This is a genomic window from Gordonia crocea (genome assembly GCF_009932435.1).
Lineage (GTDB): Bacteria > Actinomycetota > Actinomycetes > Mycobacteriales > Mycobacteriaceae > Gordonia > Gordonia crocea.
The window spans coordinates 1138244-1152033 of sequence record NZ_BJOU01000001.1; the positions used below are offsets into that span (position 1 = coordinate 1138244).

The window sequence follows — 13790 nt, forward strand, 5'->3', positions numbered from 1 at the left end:
CCGCTACGCCGAGGAGGTAGCGGCCGGGGTTCGCTTGGCCGACGACCCGCGCTTGCCCTGGAACTTCAGCGGCGCCTGGTCCTCCCGGGGGAAATAGGCGGCGTTGATGCGGGCCGCACCCCAGCACAAGACCCAGATGAGCGCGATGGTCATCGCGGCCACCACCCACGTCGCCGCGGAGAACAGCCACGCCGGGTGGTCGAAGTTGCGCTCGCGCTGCAGGACGTCGATCTCGCGGCCCAGCGGACGCACGATGTGCGGGGTGGCGGCGACGCCGGCAGCCCCGATCGCCGAATCGGCGGCCATGAAGATCGGCAGCGCGGTCAGCATCGTGCCGTCTTGGACGCGCAGCACGGTCTTCCAATTGCCGTCCACCGGAACCGGCTTGGTGGAGCGGTACCGACCCGGCCCCACCTTCTCCAGGCGGTCGATCACCAACCCGCGCAGCGTGTCGCCGCCGCCCTGCCAGGCGAGGATGGTGACCCATTCGGGATCGTCGCTGATGAGGTCGGTCGGCGCGATCTCGACGTCGGCGGTCACCATTCGGAACCCGTCGACCGGCGCGGCCTCGGTAAGCGCAATGGTGGCCGAGGCGTTCTGCGGGACGGTGATGTGCAACCCCCAGAGGGTCGAACCGGCCACGACGAGGATCATCGCCACCACGATCGAACGGCGTACCGCCGGGCGGGGCAGCGGTCGGGGCTGCAGCGCGCGGACCAGCAGTCCGGCGGTGAGGCCGACCGTCACGCCGACGGGGATCCCGACGGCCAGGGCCGAGGGCCACAGGCTCGCGGGCCACGGGGTGACGAACATCGAACCGACCCACAGCGACTCGCCGAACGCGCCCACGGTCGCGCCCGCCAGCCCGGCGACGGCGCCGAAGGTCAACGCGTTGTCGCGCAGGCGCGGGATGAGGGCCAACAACTCGACCACCACGGCGATGGCCAGGTACAGCGGGAAGGTGTTGGTCGGTTCGCCGAGGATCGGGCCGACGAGGACGGCCACGACGGTCCGGATGACCGCGGCGAAGGCCACCGCGATGATCGCCCCGCCGGTACCGGCCCACAGGCGGGCGACCACGCAGCCGAAGACGCCGGCGGCGATCATCAGCATCGGGTGGAAGAGGAGGCGGAACTGCTGGACGCCGAAGTCGAACTCGACCTGGAACACCGACAGTCCGATGAGCAGACCGCCGCAGGCCAGGCTCTGGGAGATCTTGGTCATGGTCGGGCCGACCACCCACGCGGGGATCTGCCAGCCGAACAGGCGCGACGGCTCGCCGGTGGGGACCTGCTGCTTCTGCTTGCTCGCGGTGGCGGCCAGGTAGCCCTCGTGCATGAGCAGGATGATCGCGATCAGGGAGAATCCCGCGCCGCCGATCAACATCAGGTGCGTCGGGCCCCAGAGGGTCACATCCTGGCCGAAGATGCGGTGCCAGATGTCGTCGAGGGGGAAGCCGATCAGCGCGTAGAGGCCACAGGCCGCGACGAGGATCCCGGCCGTCGGGCTGAACCAGTCACGGGTGATCCGCACCGCGGCCATGCCGGGCTTGGCGACCGAGCGGTCGTCGTTGCGCGGCAGGATCATCGCGAGTGCGCCGGCGATGAAGAGGAAGAACAGGCCGACGAGGATGAAGTAGTGCGCCGGGTTGGCCAGCGGCCCGTCGTCGCGGCCGCGGCCGATGTGCAGGCTGACGTCCCAGATGAAGCCGAGGAAGGCGGTCAGGATCGTCGTGGTGAACAGGAAGACCGGGATGACCGACCAGGTGGGGCGGTCGCCGATCCGGCCCAGCCAGCTCGCCCAGTCCTGGAGCCAGTCGGACTTGTACGTGCGGTGGCGGTAGGCGATCCACAACAGCAGGATCGAGACGACGGCGGCGACGGCGGTCATCCCGAAGACCTGGTCGAGGGCGGCACCGCCACCGGCGTCGGCGGCGAGGTTCGCCGGGTGCGCGCCGGCCGCGTACATGTCGGAGGTAAGCATTGGCTGAGTATGGCACGGCGAACCGCTGTATGACAATGAGCATTGTAATGGTCCGGCCGGGCTGCTGGACGTCCACGCGGAGCCGCTCATGGGATCGCCATCGGATCGCAGGTCGGTAGGGTGTGCGTCATGTCTTCCATCATGACCGCGGTCGCCAACGGTGTTGGCGAAATCGTCCTCAATCGGCCGAAAGCCCTCAACGCCCTCGACCAGGAGATGATCGACGATCTAACCCCGGTCTTGCAGCGGTGGGCCGACGACCCGTCGGTGGCGACCGTCTTGGTGACCTCGGGGATCGACCGGGCGTTCTGCGCCGGCGGCGACATCCGCGCGATCCGGGACTTCGCGCTGGCCGGCGACTCGGCGGCGATCACGCGCTACTTCAGCTCCGAGTACACGCTCGACCAGCTGATCGCCAATTTCCCGAAGCCGTATGTCGCGCTCATCGACGGCGCCGCCATGGGCGGCGGTCTGGGTATCAGCGTCCACGGTGAGGTGCGGGTGGTCACCGAAAAGGCGCTGGTCGCGATGCCCGAGACCGCGATCGGGTTCTTCCCCGACATCGGGTCGACCTACTTCCTGCCGCGGCTGCCGGTCGGGGTCGGGCGTTGGCTGGGGCTGACCGGCGCGCGGATCCGCGGCACGCAGGCGATCGAGGTGGGGCTGGCCACGCACTCGGTCGCCTCGGCCTCGGTCGGCGACCTCGCCGATGCGATCCGCTCCGGGGTGCCGCTGGGGGAGGCGCTGTCCCGTTTCGACGAGGCGCCCGCCGCCGACCCGCTGCCGCTGCGCGCGATCGCCGACTACTTCGGCGGTACCGACTCGGTGCCCGCGGTCCTCGGCGGGCTGCGCGGTGGCGACGACTGGGCCCGCGAGATGGCCGCGTTGATGGACGGGTGCTCGCCCACGAGTCTGGTGGTCACCGCGGACATGATCGCCCGCGGGGCGACGAGCTCGTTGGACCAGTGCTTCGACCGGGAGCTCCACGCCGCCGAGCAGATCACCGTGACCCCCGATTTCGCGGAGGGGGTGCGCGCCGTCCTCGTCGACAAGGATCGACAGCCCGCCTTCACCCCGGCGTCGATCGACGACGTCGATCCGGCCGTCGTCCGCCGGATCGTCGGGGACTGAACCGGCCGACCGGTCCGGTTAGGGCTTCACCTCGAACCACCCGGACAGGGGGATAGCGTCGGGATTCGCCTGCGCGGGCGGTACTGGATGGCCGGGCGCCGGCGGTGCTGGATTGCCGGGCGCCGGCGGTGCTGGATTGCCGGGCGCCGGCGGTGCGGGTTGCCCGGGCGCCGCGGTCGGCGTCTCCTCGTCGTCGGCGTCTGGCGTCGAATCGTCGGGCCCGAGCGGGTTTTCCTTCATCGGGAGGGCGTTGGGGCAGGCGAAATGTCCGGCCGCACGATGCGAGGACATCGCCACGATTTTGAGCGGGCACCCGGTGGCCAGGTAGTACTTGCCGCCCAGCGAGACTCCGATGTCCGCCGGGATGGTGGTGACCAGCGGTCCGATGGTGGGCCGCACCGGGCCGAGCGGGGGCAGCACCCCGCCGGTGAGGGCCACGGCCGCGAACGAGATCTGGCCGCCTTCGTTGCCCCGGCCGCGGAAGGTGAAGAGCAGCCCGTCCGGCGGTACCTCGGGCGAGCGGTTGCCCCACTTGCGGAACGACACGCATTCGTCGGACTCGGCGTCGGGGGCGGTGGGAGCATTGGTGACCGGGACGGCCTGGTGCCCGGACGGGCCGTTCAGCCCGGAATGGTGATGGCGGTGGTGGGCCGGCGGATAGCCCGGGGCCGGCGGGGGAACCGGGGCCGGTACGTTCTGCGGCGGTGCCGGATTCGGGAGCACATTGGGCGGTGGGACCGGCGTGGGGGGGACCGGGGTGGGCGGGACCGGTGCCGGTGGGATCCCGGGGCCCGGCGGCGGGGTCGGGGTGCCGGGGATCGGGGTGGGTGCCGCCGACGGCGTCGTGGGCCGGGGATGGCGGTCCTTCGGGAGCGCCACCAGCATCGAGCCGCGCTCGAACACCAGATTCGCCCCCGAGCGGTACACGCGTCCGTCGGAGGGGATCTCCTGGCATTCACGCATTGAGACCCGCGGGGTGCCGGGACGGGCCGCCGACGGATCGGGGCTGGTCGGCGCGGGTTCGGGGTCCCCCGAACAGGCGGTCACGGCGACCAGCGCGGCGGCTGCCACCGCGGTGGCGGCGACGAGCGGGTGGCGGCGGCGCGGCGTCATCAGTCGCCCGCCGCGACGAGCGGTTCCAGGGTCAAGTCCGGATGCTCCTTCTCGATGTACTGCAGTCGCCATTTGTCGCTGAACAAGGCCAACAGCGCACCGTCGGTCCGGGTGAACACCTCGACGCCGCGCTGCCGGTCGAGCTCGGCGCTGCTGTTCTCGTCGGTGCGGCGGGCCAGCGAGTAGCCGAGCGGTTCCAACAGCGTTTCGACGGTGAACTCGGCGAGCATCCGCGCGGTCACGACCTCGAACTGCATCGGCCCCACCGCGGCCAGGACCGGGGAGGCATCGCCGCGGGTGTTGTTGCGCAGCACCTGGACCACGCCCTCGGACTCCAGTTGGTCCATCGCCTTGCGGAACTGTTTGTACTTGCCGGCCGTGCGGGCGCGCAGCGTGGCGAAGTGTTCCGGGGCGAAGGAGCCGATCGGCGGGAACTCGACCCGCGGGCCGTCGAACAGGGTGTCGCCGGGCGCGAGCGCGGTGGCGTTCACCAGTCCGACCACGTCACCGGGGAAGGCGGTGTCCACGGTCGAGCGGTCGCGGCCGAAGACCGCCTGGGCGTACTTCGTCGCGAAGGGGCGGCCGGTCTGGGCGTGGGTGACCACCATGCCGCGCTCGAACTCGCCGGAGACGATGCGCATGTAGGCGAGCCGGTCGCGGTGGCTCGAGTCCATCCCGGCCTGGACCTTGAAGACGACGGCCGAGAACGGGTCGGTGACCTCGCGGACGGTCCCGTCGACGTCGGCCCGCCCCGCCGGTGCCGGCGCGTAGGAGACCAGGGCCTCCAGGAGCTGGCGCACACCGAAGTTCAGCATCGCCGAGGTGAAGATCATCGGCGAGGTCTCGCCGGCCAGGAACAGTTCCTGGTCGTGGTCCTGGCCCATCTCCGAGAGCAATTCGCTCTCCTCGACTGCGGCGGTCCACGCGTCAGCCTCGGTCGCCGCGGCGGTCTCGGCGTCGAGCAGTTCCTCCGGGGCGATCTTGGCCCCGCCCGCGGTGCGGGAGAACTTGATGTACTTCCCGCTGCGGCGGTCGTAGAGGCCGCGGAAGTCGCCGGCGATGCCGACCGGGACGTAGAGCGGCGTCGGCGTCAGGCCGATGCGCTCGGAGATCTCGTCGATCAACTCCAGTGGCGTCTGTCCCGGCCGGTCCCACTTGTTGACCACGGTGATCACCGGGATGCCGCGGTGGCGGCACACCTGGAACAGTTTCAGGGTCTGGGGTTCGAGGCCCTTGGCGGCATCGATGAGCATGACGGCCGCGTCGACGGCGGTCAGCACCCGGTAGGTGTCCTCGGAGAAGTCGGCGTGGCCCGGTGTGTCGACCAGGTTGATCACGTTGGGCAGTGCCGAGGGGTCCGGGTCGTCGTTGGCCAAGCCCGTCGGCGTGTAGTTGAACTGCAGCGCCGTCGAGCTCACCGAAATCCCGCGGGCCTTCTCCATCTCCATCCAGTCCGAGACGGTGGCCTTGCGGCCCGCCTTGCCGTGGACGGCGCCGGCCTCGCTGATCATGCGGGCGTGCAGGGCCAGGGCTTCGGTCATCGTCGACTTACCCGCGTCGGGGTGGGAGATGATGGCGAAGGTGCGCCGCCGACGAACCTCGCGCGCAATGGTGTCGGGGCTGGAACTCACCCGTCGAGGATACCGGGGGTGTCGGGCCGGGGTGCCGTCCGCATGGCTTCGATCGTGCGGATCGCGCGGGCGATCGTCTGCTCGAAGAGGTCGTCGGCCGATCGCGGCGGCAGTCGAAGGGCCTCGCGGGCCAAGGGGGCGACGGCGTCGGGGTGGGCATCGAGCCACGGCGGCGGAACCGGGGCGGCCAGGGCGACGCGCAGTTCGTCGGGGGTGCGGTCGTAGCGGTAGTCGACGAGCAGGGCGAAGCCGAAGACGTCGGTGAGGAATTGCTGGCGCCAGAGCAGGGCGTCGGGCAGGGACAGCCCGATTCTCGTCAGGGAGGCGAGGAGCTGTTCGGGGAGCAGGATTCGGCCCTCGGGGAGTTCGGACGGCGTGACGGTCTCGTCAAACGCGAACAGGACACCGCGGCCGATGCGTCGGTAGGCCTCGCGGGTGCCCCGGTAGAGCTGGCGGACCCCGGCACGCCAATCGTCGACGTCGAAGACGTGCTCGGCTTGCAGGTCGATGATCCGGGCCGCGAGAAGGTCGACCACCTCCTGCCGATCGGCGACGTGGCGGTACAGGGCGCGCACGGTGACGTCGAGGTTCTGGGCGAGGGTGCGCATCGTGAGCGCGCCGAACCCCTCGTCGGCGACGAGGCGCAGCGCGGCGTCGGTGATCGTGTCACGGCTCAGCGGCGGGTGCGGCCCGTCGATGCGGGGCCGACCGCGCGGCCTCGTCGACTTCCCGGTCGCAGGTGCCATGCGTCGAGGCTATCGCGCCGCAGAAGAAATACATGTCACGTTGACTTATGCGCGTGTGCTGCTCTAGCGTCGCTAAGGCAAGCCTTACCGAGGACCCCAGTCCGGGCGCTCCCGGAGCTTGTCGATGAGGACGAAAAAGACAAGGGGACTCGACGATGATCACGAGACTGACGGTGGCCTGCCTGTCGGCACTACTGCTGGCACTGGGCCTGGCCGCGCCGGCCAACGCCGACTCGACGGTGAAACAATCCAAGACCGGCGACCTGTACGTGCGCGCTGAACGGCCGTCCGCCAAGCAACTCGAGCTGCAGTACGTCGCGATGTGGAATCCGGCGATCGGCGAGGCGCCGAAACTGGCGAACAGCTACCGGGGCGACACGCCGCAGCTGCGTAAGAACATCAAGATGTTGAAGAACTTCGGCCAGAGCTATGACCTGCTGTCGATCACCATCCGTGCGACCGCGGCGCCGGCGATTTCCGGGACCACGATGTCGGTGCCGATCATCGGCACCATCGCCGGATTCCCGGCCCAGAAGCTGAAGGGGCACTACGTCCGCGACGATGGCCGCTGGAAGCTCGATTGGAAGGCCACCTGTGCCGAAATCGGCGGGTGCAACGGCAACCCTCAGTGGGGATACTGAGCAGCCGCACGACACCCCTCCCGCACCAAGAGAGAGCACGTGATCCGGGTGACCCTGGGCGGCGGGGATTTGGACCGCTTCGAGTACACCGGTTTCGACCAGTGGTTCCGCCTGGCCATCCCCGTTCGGGACAGCGACCGGCTCGACAACCTGCCGCAGCGGTTCGGGTTCGGTGGGCTGTTGAAATTCATGACGCTGCCCAAGGGCACCCGTCCGATGATCCGCAACTACACGCTGCGGCAGTACGATCCGGCCACCGGCGAAATCGACATCGATTTCATCGTCCACGGCACCGAAGGGGTGGCCGGTCCGTGGGCGTCGTCGGTGGAGCCGGGCGCCCAGATCGCGCTCATCGACCAGGGTTGCGGGTGGGCACCGGTGCCGGCCGGCAAGCACCTCATCGTCGCCGATGAGAGTGGTATGCCGGCCGCCCTCGGCATCCTGCGCGACATGCCGCGCGACGCCGACGGGGACGCGATCATCGAGCTCTTCGACGACCGCGACCGCCAAGACGTGGACGCACCCGAGGGGATGACGGTGCACTGGGTGATCCGCGACCCCGACTCCGCTCCGGGGACCGCAGCCCTGCCGGCGCTGCGCGAACTGGACCTCGCCCCGAGCCTCTACGCGTTCGCCGTCGGCGAGTCGGCGGTGGCCACCGGGGTCCGCCGGCACCTGGTCAACGACCGGGGCGTGCCCAAGTCGAACGTGACGTTCTGCGGGTACTGGCGGGTCGGGAAGGCCTCGCCGGGCTAGGAGTCGCTACTCGAACGGCACCGGCGGCATCTTGACCACCTGCGCCGCATAGGACAGGCCGGCGCCATAGCCGAGGAGTAGCGCGGTGTCGCCGGGCTTCGCCTTGCCGGTGGACAGCAGGTCTTCCATCGCCAACGGGATCGAGGCCGCTGACGTGTTGCCGGTGTGCTCGATGTCGTTGGCGATGACGGCGCTCTCGTTCAGGTTCAGGCTGCGGGCGAGGAGCTCGTTGATGCGTGAATTGGCCTGGTGCGGCACGAAGACGTCGAGGTCGCTGACGTCGACCTTGGCCACCTCCAGGGCGCGCTGGGCCACTTTGCCCATCTCGAAGGCGGCCCAGCGGAAGACGCTGGTGCCCTCCATGCGCAGGTAGGGCCGGTTGGCGTGGTCGTCGCCGTCGAGGAAGGTGATCCAGTCGATGTCCTGGCGGATCGCGTCGAACTGGGAGCCGTCGCTGCCCCAGACCACCGGGCCGAGCTGCTGTTGCTCGGTCGGGCCCACCACGACCGCGCCCGCACCGTCGCCGAAGATGAAACAGATGCTGCGGTCGTTCATGTCCATGGTGACCGACAACTGCTCGGAACCGACGACGAGCACGTTCGTCGCACTGCCGCCGCGGACCATGTCCGAGGCCAGGGCCATCCCGTAGCCGAAGCCGGCACAGCCGACGGTGACGTCGAAGGCGGGGACCCCGTTGGCGCCCAGGGCGGTCGCCACGGCGGTGGCCGCGGCCGGTGTCAACAGCAGGTGCGTGTTGGTGGCGACGATGACCGCGTCGATGTCCGAACCGGACAGCAGGGCATTCGCGATCGCCTTGCGGCCGGCGTCGATGGCCATGTCCATCGCCGTCTCGTCGCGGCGGGCGAAGCGCCGCGTCTTGATCCCGGTGCGGGTGTAGATCCACTCGTCGGAGGAGTCGATGTTCTCGCAGATCTCGTCGTTGGTGACGACGCGATCGGGCCGGTAGGCCCCGATTCCGAGGATCCCGATGTTGCGGGTCCCGGTGACCTCTGCGAATTCGACCATGTGCGTGATGCCTTCCGTGTTCCCCCGGATTGATTTTCCGCAGGACTGTTCCGCGGTCATTGCTCCGCGTTCCACGTTCTCACAGCGACCCGGTTACTGGGAAGTACGCCCCGGGGCGCCGATGGCATCAGTCCAGGTCGTCGAAGCTGCTGATCGTCGGGTTCGGCGGCAGCGTGACCACGGCACCGGCGTAGCTCAGACCGGCTCCGAAGCCCAGCAGCAGGGCGGTCTGGCCGCCTTTGGCCTTGCCGGTCGCCAGCATTTCCTCCATCGCCAGTGGGATCGAGGCCGCCGAGGTGTTGCCGGTGTTCTCGATGTCGTTGGCCATCGGCAGGTCGTCGGGGAAGCCGAGGTTCTTCTTCATCAGCTCGCTGATGCGCGCATTGGCCTGGTGCGGGATAAACACCTCGATGTCGGAGGTGTTCACGCCGGCGAGCTCCATCGTCGAGGTGAGTGCCTTGGGCAGGGTGATGGCGGCCCAGCGGAACACCGCCGACCCCTCCATGGTCACGACCATGCGCCCGACCGGGTCGGTGGCCGGGTCCTTGCCCTGGTACTCCTGGGCGCGGTCCATGTACTCGGGGATGTCGTAATTCTGCGAGATGGCCTGTGCGTGCTCACCGTCGGAACCCCACACCACCGGGGAGATGCCGTTCTCCTCGCTCGGGCCGATCACCACGGCGCCGGCCCCGTCGCCGAAGATGAAGGCGGTGCCGCGGTCGGTCGGGTCCATGACGACCGACATCGTCTCCACGCCGACGACGAGCACGTACTCCGCGGAACCGGCGCGGACGGTGTCGGCGGCGATGCCCATCCCGTAGCCGAAGCCGCCGCAGCCCGCGGCCACGTCGTAGGCGGGGATGCCGTTGAGGCCGATGTCGTAGGCGATGATCGGGCCGCCGTGGGGGATCTTGGTCTTCCAGCTGCCGGTCGCCAGGATCAGCGCGCCGATCTTCTCCCGGTCGATGCCGGCGTTGGTGATGGCGCGTTCGGCCGCGGTGGCGGCCAGGGTGCGCGCCGATTCGTCACCGGAGATCCAGCGGCGGTTGCGGATTCCGCTGCGCTCGAAGATCCACTCGTCGGAGGAGTCGAGAACCTCACACACCTCGTCATTGCTCACCAGCCGCTTGGGCCGGCAGGCGCCGATCCCGAGCATGGCCACATTGGTTCGGGCGGGATTTGCCGCGAGGTTTGCCACGATGCACTCCTTGTCGCGCTCGGCCGGGCGGCGGCCGATGGTGTTCCTTCAGGTTACTGGCGGGTAGAACTCAGCCCCACGCGTGGACGGTGTTCTGGGCGGATTCCAGGCCGTGCGCGATGAGCAGTTCGGTGGCCTCGACCCCGTTGGCGATCAACAGGGCGACCGCGTCCTTGTCGCGGGCCGCGAACGGCTTGAGGACGAAGTCGGCCGGATTCTGGCGCCCCGGGGGACGGCCGATGCCCAGGCGGACCCGCGAATAGTCGCGGCCGCCCAGTGCCGAGGTCAGCGAGCGCAGACCGTTGTGGCCGCCCTCGCCGCCGCCGAACTTGAGGCGGACCTGGCCGAATTCGATGTCCAGCTCGTCGTGCAGTGCGACGACGTCGGCCGGGGGAATCGAGTAGAACTTCGCCAGCGGCCCCAGGTTGGCGCCGCATTCGTTCATGAACTTGCGGGCCTTGGCGAGCAGGACCGACTCGCCACCCAGGGTGATCGATGCCGTCTCCGCGCCGGAGCGCTTGTGCGTCGACCACCTCGCGCCGTGTTCGGCGGCGAGGTGGTCGACGATCATGGCACCGATGTTGTGGCGAGTCTTCTCGTAACGGGGACCGGGGTTGCCCAGCCCGACGACGAGTTTCACGCCGGTGGTCCCGACTTACTCGCCGGCGTCCTCGGCGGGAGCCTCGGCGGCCTCGCCGCCCTCGGCGGCTGCCCCGCCCTCGGCCTCGTCGGTCGGCTCGGCCGCGGCCTTGGCCTCGTGCACGGCGACGACCAGGGTGTCCTCCGGCGACACCAGGGTGACGCCGGCGGGCAGCCCCACGTCGGAGGCGTGGATGGAGGTGCCCGGGGTGGCGCCCTCGACCGAGACGGTGAACTGCTCGGGGATCGACAGGGCGTCGGCCTCGACCTGCAGGGTGTTGGCGTCCTGGGTGACCACGGTGCCGCCCTGGGCGTCACCCTCGACGACGACGAGGACGTCGACGGTCACTTTCTCGCCGCGGCGGACGATGAGGAAGTCGGCGTGCTCGAGGTAGCTCTTGATCGGGTGGACGTCGACCTGCCAGGTGAGGGCCAGCTGGCTCTCACCGTCGATGTCGAGGTCGACGACGGCGTTGGTGCCGTTCTTGCGCAGGATCGCGGCGAAGTCGAGTGCGGCGACCGCGAGGTGGCGGGGCTTCTCGCCGTGGCCGTACAGGACGGCGGGGACGTTGCCGGCGCGGCGGGCGCGGCGGGCGGCGCCCTTGCCCTTCTCCTCGCGCAGGGTGGCGGACAGCTTCGGCGCAGATGCGGCCATGGTGGTTCTCCTCATTCCAAAACGATTGGTTCTGTGCGGCACACGACGGGCACACACCGAGGAGCATCTGCGCGAACGCAGGAAGACTGTCTCAGTCGCGCCGATAACGGTGGTCTCGCGGCTCGCGCCGCCGCCACCCTCGCCGTGACAACCGGTACAGCGTAGCGGGTGGATTAGCGTCTTGGCGAATCTAACCTTGTCTGCTCAGGCCGGTGATCACCACACTTGGCCCCCGAACGATGGTGCGCGCAGTCTCGCGTCCGCCAGGGGGAGCAAGGAGTGGACATGTTGGGATTTCGTATGCGCGCGGCCGTGTCGGTGGCCGCCGCCGCCGGGCTGGCGGTCGGGCCGGTGGGCCTGCCGGCGGCGAGCGCGGCACCGACGCCGATCAACGGGTTGTTCGCCATCACCCCGGGCGCCTGTTCGGGCGGCACGGTCACCGGTTCCTACTTCCGGATGATCCTGCCCGCCGGGACCACGGCCGGGCCGTTCCTGGCCAACGGCGATTCGGCCTGCTCGGACAAGACGATCACCCCGTTGTCCCCGGGATCGGCCGGCGGGCTGCGCAGCGGCGCCTACCAGCCGCAGCCGGCGGCGGCATTCGACGCGGCCGGCAACGCCCTGTCGGGCAGCGTCACCCGCCCGGTCAAGTTCTACGGCGTCGGGTTTGCCACGGCGACCAACCAGGTCGACCCGCAGACCCGGCAGCGCGCCGGCACCCCCGTGCTCTACCACAGCGGTGGCGAGGTCACCGGTGACCTCAGCGCGTTCGGGGTGACGTGGAACAAGCAGGTTTTCAACCAGGGTGCGCCCAAGCCCGGCGGCGGGCTGCCGGGCAAGACCTCGCCCGTGCGCGGCAAGTACAACCCGCAGACCGGTGACTACGCCATCGAGTGGACCAGTCAGATCGTCGGGGGTCCCTTCAACAACTTCACCGGCCTCTGGCGGTTGACCGGGCGGGCCACGGCCACCGGCGCCGCAGCGGCCCCCGGTCAGCGGGGCGCGGCCGCACCCGGTGCGCCCGGTGCGCCCGCCGTACCCGGGGCGCCGGCGGCCCCCGGGGCCCCGGTCACGGTGACCGCGGCGCCCCCGGTGGTGAACAACACCATCACGGTGGCCCCGACGAACCGCGGCTTCTGGCAGGGCACCGCCGGGATCGCGACGCTGCTCGCGATCGTCGCCCTGGCGACGGCCTTGCTGACCAACGCCGACCGGCTTGTCCGGCGCTACAGCGCGCATGACTGAGCTGGTCGCCGACCCCGCCGGACTCGAGCTGGCGGAACCCGAGCCGGCGGCACTCGACCTGCCGCCCGCCCCGGCGGTGCCGCGCGCCCCGCGGGTGCGCCGCCGGCGCTGGCCGGCGACGGCCCTGATCGGGGTGGGCCTGGTGGTCGTCGCCGCGCCGTTCGTGTTGGGTTTGTTCGCCAAGGTGGCCGCCGGGGCGCAGCTGCTCGACCGATTCGAACCGCTGATGGCTCCCGACAGCCTGGCCCGCTACGACGCCGACCTGGTGTTCCTGCGCGACGGCGCTTCGACACTGCACCGCATCGGAGACCGCTATCGGGTCGACGACCGGCACTATCCGGGCGTCGCGGCCTATCGGGACGCGGCACCGGGGATTGACGCCCGCGGTTCGGAGTTGATCGGTTCGGTGCGTGCCGGCACCGGCGACTTCGACCGACTCGCCGGCATCGGCGGATTCGACCGGGTGCCGCTTCTGCTCGTCGTGGTCGGGCTGGCCGCCGTCGGCGGCGGCGTCGCGCTGCGCTCGTCGGACACCCGGGGTGCCCGGTTCGGCGCGGTGGTGGCGTCGGCGGCCGGACTGGGCCTGATGGCCTTCGTCTTGACCAGCGGCGTGTGGACGAGCGCGGCCCCGGCGCAGGCTCTCGTCGACCGGTTCGGGGTGATCATGAACGAACAGCAGGTGCGCACCCTCCAATCGGATTTCGTCATCGTCGTGGGGGCGGTCGGCGAGATCGACACCGGCTATCCCGGGTCCGGGGTCCGACTGGCCGCCGCCGACGCCGCCGAGCTCGACCGGCTCAAAGCCGGTTGGCCGCAGGCTTCACGTGATCTTGCCGATCTCGTCGGCCAGATCAACGACAACATCACCAACTATCGGGCGCTCGATTCACTGGGCCGTCTCTCGCCGATCCCCGGTGTCACCGGCTGGCAGCTCTTGCCTGCTGCGTGCTTGGCGGCGGGCGCCGGAGCCGTTGGTCTCGCACTTCTCGGAGTGCGTACGAAAGAAGGGAAACTCCCGTGAACCGA

Annotated in this window: 13 protein-coding genes; 5 read left to right on the forward strand and 8 right to left on the reverse strand. The window is 70.0% G+C overall.

Features of this window, described 5'->3' with window-relative positions; all coding sequences use genetic code 11:
- Positions 1–3 precede the first annotated feature (3 nt).
- Positions 4–1983, reverse strand: a complete 1980-nt coding sequence (locus nbrcactino_RS05405; protein WP_186343308.1) for a hypothetical protein — start codon at positions 1981–1983, stop codon at positions 4–6.
- Between the two features lie 129 nt (positions 1984–2112).
- Between nbrcactino_RS05405 and nbrcactino_RS05410 the strand changes: the two genes are divergently transcribed.
- Positions 2113–3114 carry an enoyl-CoA hydratase/isomerase family protein gene (locus tag nbrcactino_RS05410; RefSeq protein ID WP_161926429.1) on the forward strand — a complete coding sequence of 334 codons (1002 nt, stop codon included), beginning with the start codon at positions 2113–2115 and terminating at the stop codon, positions 3112–3114.
- Positions 3115–3132: 18 nt separating this feature from the next.
- Here nbrcactino_RS05410 and nbrcactino_RS05415 read toward each other — a convergent pair whose 3' ends face one another.
- Genes nbrcactino_RS05415 through nbrcactino_RS05425 form a run of 3 tightly spaced genes read right to left on the reverse strand, consistent with a single transcriptional unit; the run spans position 3133 to position 6604 of the window.
- Positions 3133–4227, reverse strand: coding sequence for a hypothetical protein (locus tag nbrcactino_RS05415; protein WP_161926430.1), 1095 nt, complete (start codon positions 4225–4227; stop codon positions 3133–3135).
- On the reverse strand, positions 4227–5858 hold the full coding sequence (locus nbrcactino_RS05420) for a peptide chain release factor 3 (RefSeq protein ID WP_161926431.1): 1632 nt from the start codon (positions 5856–5858) through the stop codon (positions 4227–4229). Before nbrcactino_RS05420 ends, nbrcactino_RS05415 begins: the two co-directional genes overlap by 1 nt.
- Positions 5855–6604, reverse strand: a complete 750-nt coding sequence (locus nbrcactino_RS05425) for a TetR/AcrR family transcriptional regulator (protein WP_161926432.1) — start codon at positions 6602–6604, stop codon at positions 5855–5857. Before nbrcactino_RS05425 ends, nbrcactino_RS05420 begins: the two co-directional genes overlap by 4 nt.
- A 155-nt stretch (positions 6605–6759) precedes the next feature.
- On the opposite strand from nbrcactino_RS05425, the gene nbrcactino_RS05430 reads away from it, so the two are divergent.
- Together nbrcactino_RS05430 and nbrcactino_RS05435 are read left to right on the forward strand one after the other, a co-directional pair.
- The gene (locus nbrcactino_RS05430; RefSeq protein ID WP_161926433.1) at positions 6760–7245 is read left to right on the forward strand and encodes an MTB12 C-terminal domain-containing protein; all 486 of its coding nucleotides are present in this window, start codon (positions 6760–6762) and stop codon (positions 7243–7245) included.
- Positions 7246–7284: 39 nt separating this feature from the next.
- Positions 7285–8001 (forward strand): siderophore-interacting protein, encoded by a 717-nt coding sequence (locus nbrcactino_RS05435; RefSeq protein ID WP_161926434.1) that lies wholly within the window; start codon positions 7285–7287, stop codon positions 7999–8001.
- Between the two features lie 6 nt (positions 8002–8007).
- Here the strand turns inward: nbrcactino_RS05435 and nbrcactino_RS05440 are convergent, their stop codons facing one another.
- The 4 genes from nbrcactino_RS05440 to nbrcactino_RS05455 form a co-directional block, all read right to left on the reverse strand.
- Complete coding sequence (locus nbrcactino_RS05440; protein ID WP_161926435.1) at positions 8008–9027, reverse strand: beta-ketoacyl-ACP synthase III; 1020 nt, start codon at positions 9025–9027, stop codon at positions 8008–8010.
- 127 nt (positions 9028–9154) lie between these two features.
- The gene (locus nbrcactino_RS05445) at positions 9155–10225 is read right to left on the reverse strand and encodes a beta-ketoacyl-ACP synthase 3 (protein WP_161926436.1); all 1071 of its coding nucleotides are present in this window, start codon (positions 10223–10225) and stop codon (positions 9155–9157) included.
- Between the two features lie 70 nt (positions 10226–10295).
- Positions 10296–10865 carry an aminoacyl-tRNA hydrolase gene (gene pth, locus nbrcactino_RS05450; protein ID WP_161926437.1) on the reverse strand — a complete coding sequence of 190 codons (570 nt, stop codon included), beginning with the start codon at positions 10863–10865 and terminating at the stop codon, positions 10296–10298.
- Positions 10866–10880: 15 nt separating this feature from the next.
- Entirely contained in the window at positions 10881–11519 is a 639-nt protein-coding gene (locus tag nbrcactino_RS05455; protein WP_161926438.1) for a 50S ribosomal protein L25/general stress protein Ctc, read from the reverse strand.
- Positions 11520–11804: 285 nt separating this feature from the next.
- Here nbrcactino_RS05455 and nbrcactino_RS05460 point away from each other — a divergent pair, with 285 nt between their 5' ends.
- Positions 11805–12764, forward strand: a complete 960-nt coding sequence (locus nbrcactino_RS05460; RefSeq protein WP_228460691.1) for a hypothetical protein — start codon at positions 11805–11807, stop codon at positions 12762–12764.
- The gene (locus nbrcactino_RS05465) at positions 12757–13785 is read left to right on the forward strand and encodes a hypothetical protein (RefSeq protein ID WP_161926439.1); all 1029 of its coding nucleotides are present in this window, start codon (positions 12757–12759) and stop codon (positions 13783–13785) included. The genes nbrcactino_RS05460 and nbrcactino_RS05465 overlap by 8 nt, the downstream gene beginning before the upstream one ends.
- The last annotated feature ends 5 nt before the right edge of the window (positions 13786–13790 follow it).